This window comes from Bradyrhizobium sp. dw_411 (assembly GCF_018449695.1).
Classification (GTDB): Bacteria; Pseudomonadota; Alphaproteobacteria; order Rhizobiales; family Xanthobacteraceae; genus Bradyrhizobium.
The window spans coordinates 237,680-257,276 of sequence record NZ_JAAVUY010000005.1 but is presented as its reverse complement, the minus strand read 5'-3'; the positions used below and the strand labels follow the sequence as shown (position 1 = coordinate 257,276).

17 protein-coding genes are annotated in these 19,597 nt (G+C 61.0%); 12 read left to right on the top strand and 5 right to left on the bottom strand.

Going from position 1 to position 19,597, the window contains the following annotated elements; genetic code table 11:
* Position 1: 1 nt before the first annotated feature.
* Positions 2-1,048 carry an ABC transporter ATP-binding protein gene (locus HB676_RS10425; protein WP_213737703.1) on the bottom strand — a complete coding sequence of 349 codons (1,047 nt, stop codon included), beginning with the start codon at positions 1,046-1,048 and terminating at the stop codon, positions 2-4.
* A 452-nt stretch (positions 1,049-1,500) separates the two neighbouring features.
* On the opposite strand from HB676_RS10425, the gene HB676_RS10420 reads away from it, so the two are divergent.
* A complete protein-coding gene (locus HB676_RS10420; RefSeq protein WP_213737702.1) occupies positions 1,501-2,616 on the top strand; it encodes a ring-opening amidohydrolase in 1,116 nt (371 codons plus the stop codon).
* A gap of 96 nt (positions 2,617-2,712) precedes the next feature.
* On the opposite strand, the gene HB676_RS10415 is transcribed toward HB676_RS10420, so the two are convergent.
* From HB676_RS10415 to HB676_RS10400, 4 genes are all read right to left on the bottom strand, one after another.
* On the bottom strand, positions 2,713-2,970 hold the full coding sequence (locus HB676_RS10415) for a hypothetical protein (RefSeq protein ID WP_213737701.1): 258 nt from the start codon (positions 2,968-2,970) through the stop codon (positions 2,713-2,715).
* A gap of 49 nt (positions 2,971-3,019) precedes the next feature.
* Positions 3,020-3,292 carry a hypothetical protein gene (locus HB676_RS10410; RefSeq protein WP_213737700.1) on the bottom strand — a complete coding sequence of 91 codons (273 nt, stop codon included), beginning with the start codon at positions 3,290-3,292 and terminating at the stop codon, positions 3,020-3,022.
* Positions 3,293-3,582: 290 nt separating this feature from the next.
* Positions 3,583-3,837, bottom strand: a complete 255-nt coding sequence (locus tag HB676_RS10405; protein WP_213737699.1) for a hypothetical protein — start codon at positions 3,835-3,837, stop codon at positions 3,583-3,585.
* A gap of 124 nt (positions 3,838-3,961) precedes the next feature.
* Positions 3,962-5,110 (bottom strand): hypothetical protein, encoded by a 1,149-nt coding sequence (locus HB676_RS10400; RefSeq protein ID WP_213737698.1) that lies wholly within the window; start codon positions 5,108-5,110, stop codon positions 3,962-3,964.
* Between the two features lie 1,224 nt (positions 5,111-6,334).
* Between HB676_RS10400 and HB676_RS10395 the strand changes: the two genes are divergently transcribed.
* The 11 genes from HB676_RS10395 to HB676_RS10345 all read left to right on the top strand — a co-directional run bounded on the left by HB676_RS10395 (position 6,335) and on the right by HB676_RS10345 (position 19,585).
* The gene (locus HB676_RS10395; protein ID WP_213737697.1) at positions 6,335-7,285 is read left to right on the top strand and encodes a sulfonate ABC transporter substrate-binding protein; all 951 of its coding nucleotides are present in this window, start codon (positions 6,335-6,337) and stop codon (positions 7,283-7,285) included.
* A gap of 80 nt (positions 7,286-7,365) precedes the next feature.
* Positions 7,366-8,274, top strand: coding sequence for a sulfonate ABC transporter substrate-binding protein (locus HB676_RS10390; RefSeq protein WP_249780184.1), 909 nt, complete (start codon positions 7,366-7,368; stop codon positions 8,272-8,274).
* Entirely contained in the window at positions 8,271-9,458 is a 1,188-nt protein-coding gene (ssuD, locus tag HB676_RS10385) for an FMNH2-dependent alkanesulfonate monooxygenase (protein WP_213737695.1), read from the top strand. Before HB676_RS10390 ends, ssuD begins: the two co-directional genes overlap by 4 nt.
* A gap of 311 nt (positions 9,459-9,769) precedes the next feature.
* The gene (locus HB676_RS10380; RefSeq protein ID WP_213737694.1) at positions 9,770-11,386 is read left to right on the top strand and encodes an ABC transporter substrate-binding protein; all 1,617 of its coding nucleotides are present in this window, start codon (positions 9,770-9,772) and stop codon (positions 11,384-11,386) included.
* A gap of 4 nt (positions 11,387-11,390) precedes the next feature.
* On the top strand, positions 11,391-12,434 hold the full coding sequence (locus HB676_RS10375; RefSeq protein ID WP_213737693.1) for an ABC transporter permease: 1,044 nt from the start codon (positions 11,391-11,393) through the stop codon (positions 12,432-12,434).
* Positions 12,431-13,267, top strand: coding sequence for an ABC transporter permease (locus tag HB676_RS10370; RefSeq protein WP_346347310.1), 837 nt, complete (start codon positions 12,431-12,433; stop codon positions 13,265-13,267). The genes HB676_RS10375 and HB676_RS10370 overlap by 4 nt, the downstream gene beginning before the upstream one ends.
* Entirely contained in the window at positions 13,264-15,189 is a 1,926-nt protein-coding gene (locus tag HB676_RS10365; RefSeq protein ID WP_213737692.1) for an ABC transporter ATP-binding protein, read from the top strand. Before HB676_RS10370 ends, HB676_RS10365 begins: the two co-directional genes overlap by 4 nt.
* A complete protein-coding gene (locus tag HB676_RS10360) occupies positions 15,186-16,844 on the top strand; it encodes a rhodanese-like domain-containing protein (protein ID WP_213737691.1) in 1,659 nt (552 codons plus the stop codon). Before HB676_RS10365 ends, HB676_RS10360 begins: the two co-directional genes overlap by 4 nt.
* Positions 16,845-16,890: 46 nt before the next feature.
* Complete coding sequence (locus HB676_RS10355; RefSeq protein WP_213737690.1) at positions 16,891-17,790, top strand: ABC transporter permease subunit; 900 nt, start codon at positions 16,891-16,893, stop codon at positions 17,788-17,790.
* Positions 17,777-18,529 carry an ABC transporter ATP-binding protein gene (locus HB676_RS10350; protein ID WP_249780160.1) on the top strand — a complete coding sequence of 251 codons (753 nt, stop codon included), beginning with the start codon at positions 17,777-17,779 and terminating at the stop codon, positions 18,527-18,529. The genes HB676_RS10355 and HB676_RS10350 overlap by 14 nt, the downstream gene beginning before the upstream one ends.
* A gap of 45 nt (positions 18,530-18,574) precedes the next feature.
* On the top strand, positions 18,575-19,585 hold the full coding sequence (locus HB676_RS10345; RefSeq protein ID WP_213737689.1) for a PhnD/SsuA/transferrin family substrate-binding protein: 1,011 nt from the start codon (positions 18,575-18,577) through the stop codon (positions 19,583-19,585).
* Positions 19,586-19,597 lie beyond the last annotated feature (12 nt).

Below are 19,597 nucleotides of genomic sequence, written 5' to 3'. Positions count from 1 at the left end.
GTCATGCCGCGGTTTTTGACGGCGTGAGGGTTGCAGAACTGGTGGTCTTCAGCAGGCTGGCCTGGGCCGGATCCCAACTGACAAGGACGTGGTCGCCGACTGCATAATTTGCGGTATCGAACTCGCTTTCCGAAAGTTGCGCGGAGATATCGGGGCTGCCTTCGACAGTGATCGCGACGCGGACGTAAGTGCCCTGGTATTCGACCTCGTTGACGATGCCCGGGATCGAAGGGCCGTCGGTGACCGTGGCGACCTTGGCCGGAGCTTTCAGGATGAGGCGATCATTGCGAACGGCGAAGGTGTCGTCGCCCACGGCAATGACATTATGGCCGCCGATGAATTTGGCGGTGAACTCGGTCCGTGGATGATTGAAAATGTCGCGCGGCGAGCCTTGTTGTTCGATCCGTCCGCCATTCATCAGCACCACGATGTCCGCCAACGCCATGGCTTCGTCCTGGCCGTGGGTGACGTGAATGAAGGAGATGCCAAGCTCGCGCTGCAGTTTTTTCAACTCGGTTCGCATGCGCAGGCGCAAAAACGGATCGAGCGCCGAAAGTGGCTCATCCAGAAGCAGAATCTGGGGAGATGTGATGAGTGCGCGTGCCAGCGCCACGCGCTGCTGCTGGCCGCCCGAAAGTTGCGCCGGCAATCTTGCGGCATAGGCCTGCATGTCGACAAGTTCGAGCAGTTTTCGGGCTTCGGCGTGGCGCTCTGCCTTGGCAACGCCCTTCATCTTCAGGGCGAAGGCGACATTGTCGATCACGGATAGATGTGGAAACAGCGCATAGGACTGGAACATCATCGCCGTGCTGCGCTCGGCAGGCGGCAGGTCGGTTACGTTTTTGGGTCCGACGATGATGTCGCCCGACGTTGCATATTCATGGCCGGCGATCATTCGCAGCGTGGATGTCTTGCCGCAACCGGACGGTCCGAGCAGGCAGCAATAAGAGCCGGCCGGAATCTTCAGGTTGATCGCATCGACGGCGGTGACACTGCCGAACATCTTCGTCAGTTGGACCAGTTCCAGTGCCGCCGCCTTGGTCGCCATCCACTATCGCCCGCATTTGCCTGACAGATCCATGGCGGGAAGCGTTCTTCCGCCGTGGCTTTCAAAAATCAGGAAGGAAAATCAGGAAAGAGGATGCAACAGATGTGCCAAAAAATAACCAAATCCCGATTGTTTGATGAAGTTTGCGGCATTTGTTTCGAAGAGGGGCCCTGCCCGTGCAGAGCCCCGGTCCACACCGGGATGACGGTTTTATTCCGCAATCTCCGGGATTGGCGCCATGCGCGCGACATGCCGCCTTCGATGGCATTGGTTGGCGCAAAAGAAGGCTTGCGGAAATCGCGCATCGTTGTGGCTTGCCATATCTTTTCTGCCGATCGAAGATAGGAATCTCACCTGCCGTGGCTATCAGGTCATTGGCGTTTTCCGCGATCATCAAGAGGCGTAGTTTCGCGGGAGCATGTCATCTCCCGTTGTGCTGCGAGGATAACAGCATGCGCACCATATCGGTGGACGTCGTTCGTATTATCACCAGCGGACCCGGCGACGTTTCGGGCCTTCTCAAATTGATCGAGGCTGGCAAGATCGAACCGAAGTCGATCCTGGCGATCCTCGGGAAAACCGAGGGCAATGGCGGCGTCAACGATTTCACTCGGGAATATGCCGTTGCGGCATTATGCGCGGCGCTGGCACCTTATGTCGATCTGCCCGCGCCTCGTGTCGAAGAGCGGATCGCGTTCGTGATGTCGGGGGGCACCGAAGGCGTGCTTAGTCCGCATCTTACCGTCTTCACGCGTCAAAAATCAGATCAGCCATCTCCGGGCATTTCCGGGAAACGCCTCAGCATCGGGATGGCGCAGACCCGGGATTTCCTGCCCGAGGAGCTCGGGCGCCACGCGCAAATCGAGGAAACGGCGAAGGCGGTCAAAGCTGCGATGGCGGATGCCGGTATCGCCGATCCGCAAGACGTTCATTTCGTGCAGATCAAGTGTCCGCTGCTTACCAGCGATCGCGTCGAGGCGGCGTCCGCGCGCGGCAACAAGACGGTGACCACCAGCGCTTACGGTTCAATGGCCTATTCGCGCGGCGCCTCGGCGTTGGGAGTCGCGGTGGCGCTGGGCGAGATCGATGCTGAGGTCGGCGAGGAGCAGGTGCTTCGCAATTACGAACTGTTTTCGTCCGTCGCGTCGACGTCGGCCGGCATCGAACTGATGCACAATGTCGTCATTGTCCTCGGCAATTCGGCGTCATCGGCGTCTCCGTTCGAGATCGGTCACGCCGTGATGCGCGACGCCATCGATTACGCCGCTGTCATCGAAGCGTTGAAGAGTGTGGGGCTGCACCCGGAAGACGGCTCCGAACAAAAGGCAGGCCGCCAACTGGTCAATATCTTCGCCAAGGCGGAAGCTTCGCCAAACGGCATGGTTCGCGGATTGCGCCATATCATGCTGGAAGACACCGATATCAGCGCGACCCGGCACGCCCGCGCCGCCGTCGGCGGTTTGATCAGCGGCCTGGCAGGGACGGGGGCTGTCTACGTTTCCGGCGGAGCCGAGCATCAGGGACCGCCCGGCGGCGGACCCGTCGCGGCGATCGCGCGGGTGGTGTGAGGGATTTCGGGCGAGGGGTGAGGGCGGCTTCAGGCGGCTTTCCGCGTCAACGCGCAATATCAGCGCCGCGCCGCGAGTTGTCGGCTCTCGCAGGGATTATGGAGCTACCGATAATGTCCGGTGATGCGGATCGCCGGTTGCGATGCGGTTGACCTCACGGTTGGCTCCATGCCGATCACCCGGCTGATGTCGCTCCGGCCGCGTCGCAACGCTGAAAATTACCGTCGCACCGATCAAGACCGAATAGGCGATGAGCCATCCATAGGCCCATTTGCGATGGATCACCCGGTCATTGCCGATCATGTCAGCGGAATGGGCAGGCAGATCGGAAAGATCGGTCCTGAGTTTGGTCATCGTCGCATTCTCCGCGGGAAGGCCGTTTGCTATGCGTTATCCGCCGCATTCACGCCCGCCGGTTGCGAGGGACGACACCGAGCATGGGCACCGGAGGTTTGACGCCATCGGCGCGACGGGCCGCCATCAGCCGGCAGAGATTGACCGGGATCAGCGCGCCATGGAGGATCACGATCGGAAGCAGATGCAACGTGCAGGCATAAACTAGAAACGCCACGTTGCTGCACAAGGCAACCAGCCGGAGCGGGATCATGTCCCGCATATAAAACGTCAAGAACACCAGAGAAGACGCAATATAGCCGGCCAAATCCACCCACCGCACGGCAGACCTCCGTCATGTCCATTGCGATCGACCGAATGTTCGCGCGCGCCAGTCAATCGCTTGCGATCCTACGGTAGGACGCAGTCGGGCTGTTGGTCATCACCCGTGCGGGTGATGCGGTTCGTTCGAGGCCAGGGCGCCTCAGGGGGGCGCGTAGGATGGGTGGAGCGCAGCGATACCCATCATCAGCACCTGTGCTGGCAGCGTGATGGGTTTCGCAAGTGTTCAACCCATCCTACGAACTGCGAACTGCTGGGCAACCGCGCCAACACGGTGAGCAGGGGCGGCAGTCAGGGTGAAAGAAGGTTCGCGATGGCCAAGAAAGTGCGCAGGAAAACTCCAACGCTCGCAATAGCCGACCTGATCCGCGATGGATTTTGAAAAATGGTAGTGAACCAGCAATAGATATCTTGGGAACGGCGCGCCTGCGCGCTACGCCAGACCTCGGCAAAATCGTCGTCGTCAAGGCGATGCCGGCCATAGCGCATGGCGTATCCGTCAAAGCGTCTGGAAAATACAATTTTAAATTGTTCTGTCTCGCACATCTGCGAGTCCAACGGTCGACAGGATGTTGCACTGACTTGACGGCGTCATCACCCGAACGGGCGACGTGGCGGGATTGAGCTGCAACGTCTTGAAGTACCGAGCCTTGAACGTCTCTTGATCTCGTCAGTGGTGGTCTGGCCTGCCAGTCGGCGGGAACATGGTGAAGAGGCGCGACAATTCGGCTTGCGAGTGTGTGCCGGTTTTTTCGAAACAGCACCTCAATTGCGTTTTGACCGTCGCGGCGGTGACGCCGAGCAATCCCGGCATTTGCGCTCCGGTTACGCCGCTTGCAAGCAGCAGTGCTACGCGGGCTTCGGCTGCCGTAAGGCCGTAGGCGGCCTGGACCGCCGAGGAAGTGGCGCGCGACTTCGCGGCGGGATCGACAATGACAACCAGGGCTCGTGAGGGCGCGACCAATTCCCAGAAGGGGAAGGATGGCCGTGGCAGTGGCACCGCGATCAACAGCAAGGGGGCGGCACCTGAAGCGCGGCTGATGCGGACGGGCTCGGAAATCGTTGCGTCCGCGCCTGCCGCGACATCGAGCACGCTTTTCAGGGCGCGCGACAGCGCCTGCCGCTCTCCGGAAAGCGTGGAGACGATCTCCAAACCGCCGGTGGAATTGAAGGCAATTCCATCCGATTGTCGCAGCAGGGTTTCGGCCGCCCGGTTTGCCTGGGTGATGCAGCCGCGCCCGTCGAGCATCAGCGCAGCATTCGGCATCAAGTCGAGAATCACCGATATTTGCCGCTTGCCATCGGCATGGCTTCCCACCAGCAAGGATGCTTCCAACGCCCGACAAAGATGCGGCGTCAGCGGATCCAACCGGCGCACATGTTCTTCAGTGCGTCCGGCGCTACGGTCCGACAGGCAGAAGCCGAAGCCGCCTGCAGCTCCGTCGACGGATAATGCCTTGTGGTTGATGTCGATGATGTCGGCGTGTCCCCAGGGCGCGAGCACATCGGCGTAAAACTCGGTTTTCCGAATTGAACCTGGCTCCAGCAAGGAATTGGCACTTACTGCTTTGCCGGTTTGATATCGGGAAATGGCGACCGTCCAGGGGTTCCAGGCATGTCGCTCCCGAAAAATGAGCGACGGCTCTTCTGGCAGCCGGCCGAGTATCTGGGTTGGTGGTCTCCTCGCCGATGGCGGTGGGACGTAGGCGAGCATCCCTCCCAATGCGCCGATATGGTCGGAAACACCGACCAGCACATCCTTCCATCGCAGCGGATCGGCAACGGTGCTGTAAATCAGATCGAGCAGCCGGGCTTCCAACACAATTTTCCCCGCAATAAATCTGAGCTGTATTCCGATGGATCTCTAAAATGCTTGATATATCCTCATCAAAGTGAGGCCGATTTTTTTCAATGGAATGACAGTCAAGCAGGTTGCCGGCAAATTTATGGCGCACCGCACAAACCCGCTGATTTGCCCGACGAGCAAATCACGCGCAGCAATTGCTTCGCGCGTGCGGCGCGCAGGCGTGAAATTCAGTTTCACGCAAAACTTAATTTGCCGAACGAATTCAAGTTGATTTGGGTCGTCCAGTCCTCTTCGAAAAAATAATTCGTTTCTCACGCCGATCAAAACATTTGTAAAACCCGCGCCATCCCGCGCTCACAAGAGGGGCGCTTCGCGGTCGTCACGGACGTCGGGTGCGGGATGCGGTGGACGCGACGGTGTCGGTACACGAAAGTGTGCGGGCGAACGGTACTGAAGCGGACGGCGAAGTCGTGTGGTCCTGACACCCCGACGCTGGTGTCAAGTTCTTGAGAAGCAAGCTTCTCAGGGGCGACGGTGGCAAGAGAGCCCGGTCACCGGGGAGAGCACGAAATAAGCCGTTAAAACCATTGCGCGGGGAAAGCCGGATGTTGCCGGTGAACTCGTGGTGACTAACGCGCGTGCTACCACCACTACACGCGCGGCTGCGGGTGCATCGGACACCCGGCTTTCCCTGCGCCCTCTGTTTGGAGGGGGCGACAATTTCCAGCAAAACTTCGGGCGCATTGCGCCGCGAGAATGCGAAGGTGTGCCGCCACATCTCACATCGTCGTTCCGGCGAAGGCCGGGACCCATACGCCGTGGCCTATCATTGAAGGGATGCTGTTCGACGACTTCTGCGCAAGACAACGTCCTGTGGTTATGGGTCCCGGCCTTCGCCGGGACGACGTTGAGAGAGCACCGTCATTGCGAGCGCAGCGAAGCAATCCATCCCGCGACATAGAGAAAGAATGGATTGCTTCGTCGCTGCGCTCCTCGCAATGACGGAAGGGGCGGAACCGGCCTGAACTATGACGAAAGAAGCGACGTGCCATCGAAGCCCTCAGGCAAAAATAGCCCCCGCCAGATCGCAACGGGACAATAAACCCGTTGCGGCGAACACCCGGGCAGTGCGTTCGTTGCTATTTTTGCGGGGCACTCGACACTTGTTTTGGGCAACTCCATCATTCCCACGCCGGGATGATCGCTGCTTTGCGCCGTTCCGGTCTGGAGATCGTGATGAATCGTCGGGAAGTTCTGAAACTGTCCTTTGGGGCGGCGGCTGTGGCTACGCCGATGCAATGTGCGTTCGCGCAGGCGGAACTGAAGGAAATCCGCATCGGCTATCAGAAGAACGGCGTGCTCGTGATCACGCGGCAACAAGCTGCACTGGAAGCGCATTTTGCGCCAAGGGGCATTGCCGTAAAATGGGTTGAGTTCTCGTCCGGGCCGCCGATGCTGGAGGCGATGAATGTTGGTAGCGTCGATTATGGTGCGGTCGGTGATGCGCCGCCGATCTTCGCTCAATCCGCGGGCGCGGCCATCGTCTATGCCGCGGGCCAGCCGGTCACCAATGGCCAGGGCATTCTCGTTCCACAGAATTCACCGATCCGAAGTATCGCTGACTTGAAGGGCAGGCGCGTCGGTTTCACCAGAGGTTCCAGTGCCCACAGTGTGGTGATGCAAGCCCTCGAAAAAACCGGTCTCACCTACGCCGATATTACGCCGGTCTATTTGACGCCGCCGGATGCAGGGCCGGCCTTCGGCAATGGCAGTATCGATGCCTGGGCAGTCTGGGATCCCTATTTTGCGATCGGGGAGGTCAGGCAGAATGGCCGTATCCTCATCAATGCATCGGACATTATCAAGAACAATGCATTCTTTATCGCCAACAGTGCCTTCGCGAGAAATCATGGGGCGGTGCTGCAGCAAATTATCGATGTGACGTCCGCAACTGCGCTGTGGGCGGAGGCGCATCGTGACGAGGTGGCCAAGTCGCTGAGCGCCGTTACCGGCGTTCCCTTGGACATCCAGACCGTCGCGGCCAATCGCGCGTCCTTTGCCATCGGCCCGATCACCAGTGACATCGTCGCGACCCAGCAGGGCGTTGCTGATCGTTTCTTCAAAATCGGACTGATTCCGCGACCGGTCTCGATCAAGGATGCACTCTGGAAGCCCGTGCAGAGCTGATCAGATGCCGGCGATCTCAATCAAAGAGGATTAGAATTATGCATTGGGTTAAACGATTGATCGCGGTGGCTGTATTGTCGATGAGTACGGCGCTGGCCGGCGTTGGCGCCAGCTACGGCCAGGACAAGGTTGTCCGCATCGGCTTCCAGAAATATGGCAAGCTGGTGCTGCTCAAAAGCAAGGGCAGCCTGGAGCCGAAGCTCAAAGCGCTCGGCTACAACGTGACGTGGATCGAATTTCCGTCGGGACCGCCGCTGCTCGAGGCGGTTAATGTCGGGGCGGTCGATTTCGGCAACACTGGCGAGGCGCCGCCGATCTTCGCGCAGGCCGCGGGAGCTCCGATCCGCTATGTCGCGTATGAGCCGCCGGCGCCCAAGGGCGAAGCGATTTTGGTTCCCAAGGACAGTCCGCTGAAGTCGGTCGCCGACCTCAAAGGAAAGAAAGTAGCCTTGAACAAGGGCTCCAATGTCCACTATTTGCTCGTGAAGGCGCTTGAAAAAGCCGGTGTCAAATATTCCGATATCACGCCAGTGTTCCTGGCGCCGGCCGACGCCCGTGCCGCGTTCGAAAGCGGCTCCATCGATGCATGGGTTATCTGGGATCCGTTCCAGGCGGCAGCCGAAGCCGCGACGCAAGCCCGGACGCTCGCCGATGGCACGGATATCGTCCCCAACTATCAGTTTTATTTTTCGTCGCAGAAATTCCTGGACTCCGACACCAAGGCGCTCGATGCGATTTTGGCTGAACTGCGCGAAGTCGACGAGTGGGCAAAGACCGACATTCACGCTGTCGCGGAACAGCTCAGTCCGTCTGTACGGATACCGGTACCGGTGCTAGAAGTTGCGCTGAAGCGGCAGTCCTACGGCATCAAGCCGATAGATTCGGAGCTTATCGCCGCGCAGCAGAAGCTGGCCGACACGTTCTTCACGCTCGGCCTCATTCCCAAGGCCATCAGCGTGTCTGAATTAGCGAGAAAGCCCGGCTCATGAGTAACGATCAGTCCGCCAAAACCCAATCTTCCAAAGCCAACGTATTGTGGTTCCTGCCGACCCATGGCGATGGACGCTATCTCGGCACCACGACCGGCGGACGTGACGTCAATTTCAATTATCTGCGCCAGATCGCGCAGGCCGCCGATCAACTCGGCTATTTCGGCGTGTTGTTGCCGACCGGGCGTAGCTGCGAAGATTCCTGGGTGGTGGCTTCGGCAGTGGCGCCATGGACGGAACGCTTGCGTTATCTCGTGGCGGTGCGGCCCGGCCTGCAATCGCCCAGTGTCGCCGCGCGGATGACCGCGACGCTCGACCGCCTGACCAACGGACGGCTGTTGATCAATGTCGTGACCGGTGGCGACCCCGTCGAGAACAAGGGTGACGGCGTGTTTCTCGAGCACGACGAGCGTTATGTGCTCACGCGCGAGTTTCTTAACGTCTATAGCGATCTCCTGGCGGGCAAGACCGTCAATGTCGAAGGCAAGCACATCCACATCGAGGATGGACGCTTGCTGTTCAACCCGATCCAATCGCCGCGTCCGCCGCTTTATTTCGGAGGCTCGTCCGATGCCGGTGTCGATGTCGCCGTCGATACCGTGGACAAGTATCTGACATGGGGCGAACCGCCGGCGCAGGTCGCCGAGAAGGTCAACCGCGTCAAGGCGGCCGCTGCAGCACGCGGACGCAAGCTCAGCTTCGGCATTCGTCTGCACGTGATCGTGCGTGAAACCAATGAGCAGGCCTGGAAGGCCGCGGATGAGCTTATTCAATATGTCACGGACGAAACCGTGGCGTCGGCGCAAAAGATATTTTCGCGAATGGATTCGGTCGGCCAGCAGCGGATGTTGCAATTGCATGCCGGACGTCGCGACAAGCTTGAGATCAGCCCGAACCTGTGGGCCGGCGTGGGCCTGGTGCGCGGCGGGGCGGGGACGGCATTGGTCGGCGATCCCCAGACCGTCGCGGCGCGCATCAAGGAATATCAGGATGTCGGCATCGATACGTTCATCATGTCCGGCTATCCGCATCTCGAGGAAGCCTATCGGTTTGCGGAACTGGTATTTCCGCTGCTGTCGCTGGAGAAACCGGATAGCGCCGCGCCGCTGCGCGTCAACACCGGTCCTTTCGGCGAAACCATCGCCAACGAGCATCGTCCGCTGGTGAAGGCATCGCAATCATAGGGGTGATCGGCATCACTCCTTGAATCAAGCATTCGAGGAATCGAAGCGGAACGGCTGACATCGGCGAGAGATTGTCAGACCGCTTTTGTTGAATCACTTTCAACCGATCGTCTCGCCAACAAGCCCGATCAGTCATTCATTCTATTTATCCGCGGTCTGCGAGAAGAGCGCCGTTTCAAATCGGCGAACAAAGAAATTCTGTGAGATTGCCGTCGTCCCCGTTTCGTCGTCATTATTGTTGAACGACGAACGCCGCTGCTGCTCAGCAGCAGCCGGGCGAATGGAGAGATTTCCTCTCCCGCTTCTTGGCCATGGAAGATCTCGCTATGCCGATCCGCAATCCGCAACGCCGCGAATTTCTTCAATTGGCTGGCGCTCTCGCGGGTGCTTCTCTGTTGCCCGGCCTGACCGAAACATCTTTCGCGCAAGGGAGCGGCAGCAAGCATCTTGTCGTCAGCCTGGTTCCGGAACCGTCGGGCATCTACCTGCTCGCCAATAATCCATCTCTTGTCGTGACGCTGAATGTGAACGATGGGCTCGTTACCTACGACAACGATTTCAAGCCTGTCCCGCAGCTCGCCGAATCCTGGACCCAATCGGAAGACGCCAAAACGATCACATTCAAGCTGCGGGCCGGCGTCAAGTGGCACGACGGCAAGCCGTTCACTGCGGCGGATGTGAAATTCTCGGTCGAACTGACCAAGAAAAGCAGTCCGGTCGCGGCGGCGACCTATGCCCACCTGACCGCGGTCGAAACGCCTGATGATCTCACCGTCGTCCTGAAATTCGATCACCCGTCACAGGCGCTGTGGGCCGTGCTCGACGGTGCCAAGACACAGATCCTGCCGCATCATCTCTATGAAGGCACCGATCCGAATACCAATCCCTGGAACAACAAGCCGATAGGGACGGGCGCTTTCATCTTCCAGGAATGGGTGCGCGGCAGCCATATTCGCCTGACCCGCAATCCCGATTACTGGGACAAGGGCAAGCCGCTGCTCGACGAGATTACGTTTCGGATCATTCCGGATGCCGGTGCGCGCGGGATCGCATTGGAAACCGGAGAGGTGCAATATGCGCCGCTGCCTGCCATTCCGCTGGTGGAAGCGCGACGTATCCGCTCCAAGCCGGGCAAGCTGATTGCCGAGTCACGCGGGTGGGAAGCCAACGCGCCGATCTATTATTTCGACTTCAACCTCGAACGCGAAGTGTTCCGCGACATCCGCGTCCGCAAGGCCTTTGCTTATGCGATCGACCGGAAAGTTCTCGCCAATAACGGCTTCTTCGGCTTCGCCAAGCCGGCGACGGGACCGGTGCCGAGCTATCAGCCCAATTTCTATACGCCGGATACCGAGCGTTATCCCTACAGCGTCGAGAAGGCCGAGGCGCTACTCGAGGAATCCGGTCTCAGGAAGGACGCGCAGGGAATCCGGCTGCGGGTCGACAATCTGCCGATCCCCTATGGCGAGGATTACGTTCGCACGGCCCAGCTGATCCAGCAGCAATTAAAGCGCGTCGGCATCGACCTGCAGCTTCGCAATTTCGACGTCGGAACGTGGATCACCAAGATTGCCCGGGAGCGCGATTTCGACACGCTGTCGACTTTCGGCGCATCTTTCGCCGATCCGCAGATTGGCGTCTATCGCCGCTACTGGTCGAAGGCCAGGCAGACCGCAAGCGGAGGCAATAATTCCGGTTATGTCTCGGCGGAAGCCGACAAGCTCATCGAAGCCAGCCTGATCGAGGGCGATGTCGAACGGCGCCGTTCGCTCATTCACGAACTCCAGAAGCTGGTCGAGAGCGAATTGCCGTCCATTTCGTTGCTAGAACTGGAATTCGTGCGCATTCTCTCGGCCGATCTTGCCGGCGCCAATGTAACGCCTTTCGGCGCCTTCGCCTCCTTCACCGATCTCACCTTCAAGGCTTGAACGGATGAGCGAGATCAGCCTCCCAACCGAAGAGAGGAGTGAGCGAGGTCTGGGTCTGCGATGGCTGTCGCTGCCTCGTATCCCCTATTGGGTTCAGCGCGTGCTTCAGGCTGTGCCGGTCGTGCTGTTGATCGTCACGATGAACTTCTTTTTGATGCGTCTGGCGCCCGGCGATATGGCCGACGTGATGGCCGGCGAATCCGGTGTTGTTTCGATGGATTACGTCGAACATCTGCGTCATTCATTCGGCGCCGACCAGTCGGTATTTGCCCAATATATCAGCTATCTCGGCAATATCCTGCACTTCGATCTCGGCTGGTCCTTTCGCAATGGCCAGCCGGTTGCGACGCTTATTCTCGAACGGCTTGCCTCGACCGGGTTCCTGATGGTCACGGCGCTTGCGATCTCCATTCTGTGCGGCTGCACGCTGGGAATGATTGCGGGGCTGACCCGCCGGCGCTCCGTTGATCTTTTCATCTCAGTCGCCTCGACAATCGGCTTTGCCGCGCCGTTATTCTGGCTCGGCCTGATGCTGATCGTGTTGTTCTCCGTCACGCTCGCGTGGTTGCCGGCCGGTGGCATGTCCACGCTCGGCGCGCCGGCAACCGGTATCGCGGGTGTCCTCGATATCGCCCGGCATATGGTCCTGCCGACGCTTTGCCTCGCGATCTATTACATGGCGATCTATACGCGGCTGATGCGCGCTTCCGTACTCGACATCTGCGGGCAGGATTTTGTCCGCACGGCGCGCGCCAAGGGCGCCTCGCGCTTGCGCACCGCCTGGCATCACATTCTTCCCAATTCGTTGTTGTCGATGGTCACATTGACCGGACTTCAGCTTGGCGCTCTGTTCAGCGGCTCGATTACCATAGAGACGGTTTTTGCTTGGCCGGGGCTGGGGCAGCTCGCACTGAGCGCCGTCGCCTCACGCGACCTCAACCTTCTTCTCGGCATACTCCTGGTCAGCTCGATTTTTATCCTGCTCGTCAATCTTTTGACGGACCTCTCGTACGCGCTGCTCGATCCCCGCGTGGAGGCAAGCGCGTGACGGCGCGATTGAGGACATTGGCACGCGTCCCCGGCGCTGTCGTTGGCGCTTTCGTCCTGATGGGCATCATCGGCGTCGCGCTTGCGGCGTCGCAACTCACCGGGCCCGATCCCCTGGAAATAGCCGGACCGCCTTTTCTCTGGCCGGGAGAAGACGCCGCCTTCGTTCTCGGCACCGATATTATGGGCCGCGATATCCTGGCAGGCATCGTCCACGGCGCGCGCATTTCGCTCGAGATCGGACTTGCTGCTGGCCTCGCGGCAGCGGCGGTCGGACTGATCGTCGGTGCGGTCGCGGGCTATTTCGGCAAGTGGGTAGATCAGGTCTTGATGCGCTTTGCCGAGCTGTTCCAGATCATGCCGCCACTGCTGTTCACGATCGTTCTGGTCGTGGTCGTCGGCCCGACGATCGGCGTCATCATCGCAGGCATCGTCGTCACCAGTTGGCCGCAAGTGGCGCGGCTGGTGCGTGCCGAGGCGATGCGGCTCAAGCGTAGCGAATTCATCCAGGCCGCTGTTGTCATCGGCATGAACGATCGAGCGATCCTGCTGAAACATGTCGCGCCCAATGTGCTGTCGCCGGCCGTGGTTATGATCTCGATCCTGGCCGGCAACGCCATTCTGACGGAGTCGGCCTTGTCGTTCCTGGGGATGGGCGATCCGAACGTGATGACCTGGGGCAACATGATCGGCTCGGGCCGGGAAGCGCTGCGCTCGGCCTGGTACATGACGGCCATTCCCGGTTTTGCCGTGCTGGTAACGGTGACGGCGCTCAATCTCTTGAGCAACGGCGTGAACGATCTGCTGAACCCCCGCCGAAGGGCATGGCTATGAACCATTCCCTGGCGCCCGGATCCGAGCCGATCCTGTCTGTTGAGAATCTCACGGTGTCGTTTCGATCCGATGCCGGCTGGCGTCCTGTCGTGCGCGATTTATCGTTCTCCATCGCGCCCGGCGAAACCATCGCGCTGGTCGGCGAGAGCGGTTCAGGCAAGAGCGTGACCGCGCTATCCATCATGCGCCTGCTGCCGGAAGATGCACGCCTTCAGGGCAACGCGCGTCTTGGCGGGCTGGATCTGGCCGCGCTGCCCGAGAAAGCCTTGCAGAAGATCCGCGGCAACGATGTCGCGATGATCTTTCAGGAACCGATGACCAGCCTCAATCCGGTGCGGACGATCGGGTTTCAGATCGCGGAAGCCTTGATGCTTCATCGCGACATGACGCCACCGGAGGCGCAGGCTGAAACCCTGCGTCTGCTCGACAGGGTGCGCATCCCGTCGGCAAAGTCCCGTTTCAAGGATTATCCGCATCATTTTTCGGGCGGGATGCGACAGCGCGTGATGATCGCGATGGCGCTGGCCGGCCGGCCGAAGCTGCTGATCGCGGATGAGCCGACGACGGCGCTCGACGTGACGATCCAGGCGCAGATCCTCGAACTCATCAAGCTCTTGCAGGATGAGGAACACATGTCGGTCCTCTTCATCACGCATGACATGGGCGTCGTCGCAGACGTTGCCGACCGCACGGTGGTGATGTTCGAAGGGCAGGCCGTGGAGACCGGGGAAACCGGCCGAATATTCTCCGCGCCCACACACCCATATACGGGGTCGCTGCTTGCGGCGGTGCCGCGGCTTGGCGCGATGACGGGTCGACACCGGCCCTTGCGTTTCCCGGTGGTCGATCGGGTAACGGGTCTCTCCAATATCCCACGGGGGACGCCCGACACCGTGAAGGCCGATGCGCCGCCGGTACTTGAGGTTTCCAACCTGACGACGCGGTTCGATATCCAGTCGGGCTCGTTCGGACGTGTCACCGGCCGCGTGCACGCCGTCGAGAATATTTCGTTCAGCATCCAGCCGGGGGAAACACTGGCCCTGGTCGGCGAATCCGGTTGTGGCAAGTCGACCACGGGCCGTTCGATCCTGCGGCTGGTCGAGCCGGAGCGCGGCGAGATTCGCGTGGATGGCGAAGACATTCTCCGGCTCCCGAAGAACCGCCTGCGCGATCTGCGGCGGCGCGTCCAGATGATCTTCCAGGATCCCTTCGCCAGTCTCGATCCACGCAGGTCAATCGGCGCGAGTGTCGCGGAGCCGTTGCTTACTCATAAGCTGGCAAGCCGGGCAGCGGCGGCGGAACGGACCGTCGCGCTGTTGCATCAGGTTGGCCTGACGCCCGATATGGCGAGGCGCTTGCCGCATGAGTTCTCGGGCGGTCAGCGCCAGCGTATCTGCATCGCCCGGGCGCTGGCGGTACAGCCCAAGCTGATTGTCGCCGACGAGTCCGTCTCGGCGCTCGATGTCTCGGTGAAGGCGCAGGTAATCAACCTGTTGCTCGATCTGCAGGCCAGTATGGGGCTCGCCTATCTCTTCATCTCGCATGACATGGCCGTGGTTGAGCGGGTCAGCCACCGCGTGGCCGTGATGTATCTCGGCGAAATCGTCGAGATCGGGCCGCGCGCGGCGATCTTCGGCAATCCCCAGCATCCTTATACGCGCCGCCTGCTGGCCGCGGTGCCGGTGCCCGATCCATCCAACCGGCGCGGGGGCCGCCGCCTGCCGGAGGTAGAAACCGTCAGTTCTGTGCGGCCGCTCGGCTATGCCGCGCCTGTCAGGTCGTATCGCGAGATTGGCCCGGGGCATTTGGTCCAGGCATGGGGGCCCGAGTGGGATGTGCCCGAGATCGAAGCCGCGCCGCACGTAGCCATTCAACACGATCGCTTCCAATCCGAACACGTCAATGCAGGAGCATTATCATGACGATTGCCAATGCTGCATCCAGCGATGCATTCGCGACGATCACGGCCCGGGATTTGCGCGAGCGCCTGAAGAACTACGACGAATTGGCGGTGATCGATGTCCGCGACGGCGGCGTCCATTCCAGCGAAGGTCATATCCTGCTGAGCGCTTCCCTGCCGCTCAGCCATCTCGAACTTCGTGCCGCCGCGCTGATTCCACGCCTGGCCACCGACATCGTCATCTATGACGGCGGCAGCGGCGAATTGGCGAAGCGCGCGGCCCATCGGCTCCGCGAACTCGGCTACGGTCATGTCGCGTTGCTGAGCGGCGGCGCGCAGGCCTGGAAGGAGGCGGGCTACGAACTCTTCACCGGTTCGAATGTCGTGGGCAAGGCCTTCGGTGAGTTCGCCGAGCACGTCTACGCAACGCCGCATATTTCCGTTCAGGAAGCCAAAAAGCGGATCGATGCGGGTGAGAATATCGTCGTGCTGGATAGCCGGCCCGAACGCGAATTCCTGAACTTCAGCATTCCCGGCGCCATCGATCTGCCGGGCGCGGAATTGGTCTATCGCTTCCATGCCGCCGTGCCCGATCCCGAGACGCTGGTGGTGATCAATTGCGCCGGCCGTACGCGCAGCATCATCGGCGCGCAGGCGCTGATCAATGCCGGGGTTCCGAACAAAGTGGTGTCGCTCGCCAATGGCACGATGGATTGGCTGATCGAGGGATACGAGCTTCAATCCGGCAAGGCCAATCTGGCACGGCTGCCGACCGGCGCGGCATTGGAAGCAGCAAAGGCGTCGGCTGAACGGCTCAAGCAGCGCTTCGAACTCCAGTTCATCGATCGCGCCGCTTTGGCTGGTTTCCACCAAGAGGCCGCCGAGGGCAGGCGGTCGCTCTATCTGCTCGATGTCCGCGGTCAGGCCGAATACGAGGCGGGACATTATCCGGGCTCGCGCTGGGCGGCGGGCGGACAGTTGGTGCAGCAGGTCGGCGAATGGGTCGCAACGCAAAATAGCCGGATCGTGCTGATCGACAGTCCCGATCACGTTCGTGCGTCGATCACCGCTTCCTGGCTCGCGCAGATCAACTGGGCCGACGTGTTTATCCTGAAGGAGGCGCTGACCGGTGCCGTCGAACTTGGCCCGGAGCCTTCGCGGCCGGCGATTCATCCACCGCAGGTCGATACGATCGACGTCGATGCGCTGCTGCTGCTGGATCCCGGCGGGGCGACCGTGCTCGATCTCGATACCAGCGTCGCCCACAAGGCCGGCCATATTCCCGGCAGTCGTTTCGCGATCCGTTCGCGGCTGGCCGATAGCCTCGCATCGATCGGCGGAAACTGCCCGCTGGTGCTGACTTCGACGGATGGCGTGCTCGCGGCCTTCGCTGCCGCGGAAATCGCCGGCCACACCGACCGCGACGTGCGCGTTCTTGCTGGCGGCTCGGCAGCATGGCGCGCCGCCGGATTGCCGCTTGTCACCGAGATAGCCGAGCCGGTGCACCCGTTCGAGGACCTCTGGCTGACGCCATATTACGCCAAGGATCGGTTCGCAGCGTTCCGCGAATATCTAGACTGGGAGATCGGTCTCGTCGCGCAACTCGAACGCGACGGCACGTCGCGGTTCCGTGTTTTCCCCGCGGATGGGGCGGCGACGGCGCAGGCCGCTGAATAGCGCGCTTCGCAGCATATTTCTCGCCCACGGCCGTACCGGATAGAACATGACTGATATCGTTTCACTTGCCCAATACGCGCTTTCGCCAAAACAGGAAGCGCCAGCCGCTCCCCAAACGAAGGGGCTGGTGCTGGTCGATCTGACACCGCGCGCGCGAACATCCCATCTAAGCGCGGCTTGGCAGGTCTGGCGAGGCAGGCTGCTACGTGTCGGCAGTCCGCTTGCGATCCTCCTCGTCTGGCAAATCGCCTCGGGTTTCGGCTTCGTGGCGCCCGAGGTCCTGCCGTCGCCGCTCGATATCATCGCGGCGTTTCGCGAATTGATTGCCATGGGCGATCTGCAATCGGCATTGCCGGTCTCGCTCTACCGCTCGCTCTCGGGACTGGCCATTGGCGGCACGATCGGCCTGACTATCGGCCTCTTTGCAGGATTGTGGCGGGTCGGCGAGGAGATTTTCGATGCGCCGCTGCAGATGTTGCGTACCATCCCGTTCATCGCGCTGGTGCCGTTGTTCATCACCTGGTTCGGGATCGATGAATCCGCCAAGATTGTCGTGATCGTCGCCGCGACGATCTTTCCGATGTACCTCAATACCTATGCGGGCGTACGCGGCGTCGATCCCAAGCTGACCGAGGCGGCCAAGGTCTTCGGTCTCGATGCCCGCCAGACCACGCTGCATGTCATTCTGCCGACGGCGCTGCCCTCGATCCTGCTCGGCTTGCGTTACGCCGCCGGCGTGGCGCTGCTTGCGCTTGTCGTCGCCGAGCAGATCAATGCCCGCTCCGGCATCGGCTACATCCTCAACAACGCCAACATGAATCAGCGCTCCGACATCATCGTCGCGGGCATCATCGTCTACGCCGTTCTCGGCATCGCCACCGATCTGGTGATGCGCGTGATCGAGCGGATCGCTTTGCCCTGGAGGCCCAAACTTGCCCTTGCCTGACCAACGCGCCTCGTTCGCCCGTCCGGCAGCGCCTGCGGCCGTCCTGCTCAAGGACGTCAGCAGGAGTTTTGCTGATCGCGCGGTTCTCGATCAGATCAATCTCACGATCAGGCCGGGCGAATTCGTTGCCGTGCTCGGGCCGTCGGGTACCGGCAAGACGACGCTGTTACGCTTGCTGGCGGGGCTCGATCAGGTCGATGCCGGTAGCATTATCGTGCCAGCGGTCCGCTCAGTGGTGTTTCAGGAACCGCGGCTCGTGCCGGCCAAGCGCGTCTGGGAAAATGTCGTGCTGGGCCGTCGCGGTGCGGCCGCGCGGGCGAGGGCGGGCACGGCCCTGACCGAAGTAGGGCTCGCCGGACATGCCGATGCGTGGCCATCGACGCTGTCGGGTGGGGAGGCGCAACGCGTCGCGCTCGCGCGTGCGCTGGTACGTGAACCCGGCCTGCTGCTGCTCGACGAACCCTTCGCCGCGCTCGATGCGCTGACGCGCATCAAGATGCACGATCTCGTGCTGCAACTCTGGCAGCGCCATCACCCCGCCGTCGTGCTCGTCACCCACGATGTGGACGAAGCGATCCTGCTGGCCGACCGCATTTTGGTGCTCTCAAACGGCGCGATCGGCGTCGAGCTGCCGGTCGGTCTGTCGAAACCGCGCGACCGGGCCGATCCGCTCTTCGCGGCGCTGCGCGCCCAATTGCTTGCCGAGCTTGGCGTCGGCGCATCAACCGCAGCTCATTGATGTCGAAACATCCGCAGGGAACGTCAACAACACGGAGATGAAAACATGACTCTCACCCGTCGTCAGGTCCTCGCCTCCATCGGCGCTGTTTCCGTCGGTCTCGCATCGCCAGCGATCGTGCGAGCCGCCGGGTCCAGGACCAAGCTCATCGTCGGCACGCAAGACATCGCGATTCAGGAGACGGTGATCGCGTCCGGGGTGCTCGATGGACTGCCCTTCGATCTGCAATGGGCGGTGCTGCCGGGTCCCGCTGCCCAGCTTTCCGGGTTGTACTCGAAGGCGCTCGATGTGGGCTTGATGGGCGATACCTCGCTGATCATCGAGCAGGGACGCGCCAAGCTCGATTGGACCGAGGAGAACGCGCCGCTGCAAATCGTTGCCGGTTGGCGCAATTCCGATCGTGCTTACCCGCCCGTCGTCACCGTGGTGCGCAACGATGCGAAGATCAACGGTCTGGAAGACCTGCGCGGGCGGAAATGGGCCTATAATTTCGGCGGCTTCAATTATCTTCAATACGTGCTGTCGCGGCTCAAGGCAGGCCTCAAGGCCACGGATATCCAGCCCGTTCAACTGACCGATCAGTTCGCCGCCGCCGCTGCCTTCAACGCTGGCCGGACCGACGTCTATTCGGGCGGGCTCGGCGCGGTTCACGCGACGGTCGAAAAAGGCGACGCGCGCATTCTCCTGATCAGCGACGAACTGGATATCCCGTCGCTCACAGTATTCTCCGCGCGCGGCGATGTGATCCGTGACGAGGCGAAGGCTGTGGCGCTGACGGAGTTCCTGGGTCGCGTGCGTCAGCACTGGGAATGGTTTCCGAGCAATCTGGCGACGGTCGAGAAGATCTATATCGAAAAGCTCAAGCAAACGCCGGGTGACGCCAAATTCTTCGCGGCCAATGCGGCGTCGCGCTTCTTTCCGCTCAATGCCGAACTGATCCGGCGCGAACAGCGTATCGCGGACGTCCTGTTCGAGTCCGGCGATCTGCCGAAGAAGATCAAGGTCGACATCGAGTTCAGTCAAAAATTCAACAATGCGACGAGCCCCGCGGCGTGAGCGTGACAAGCG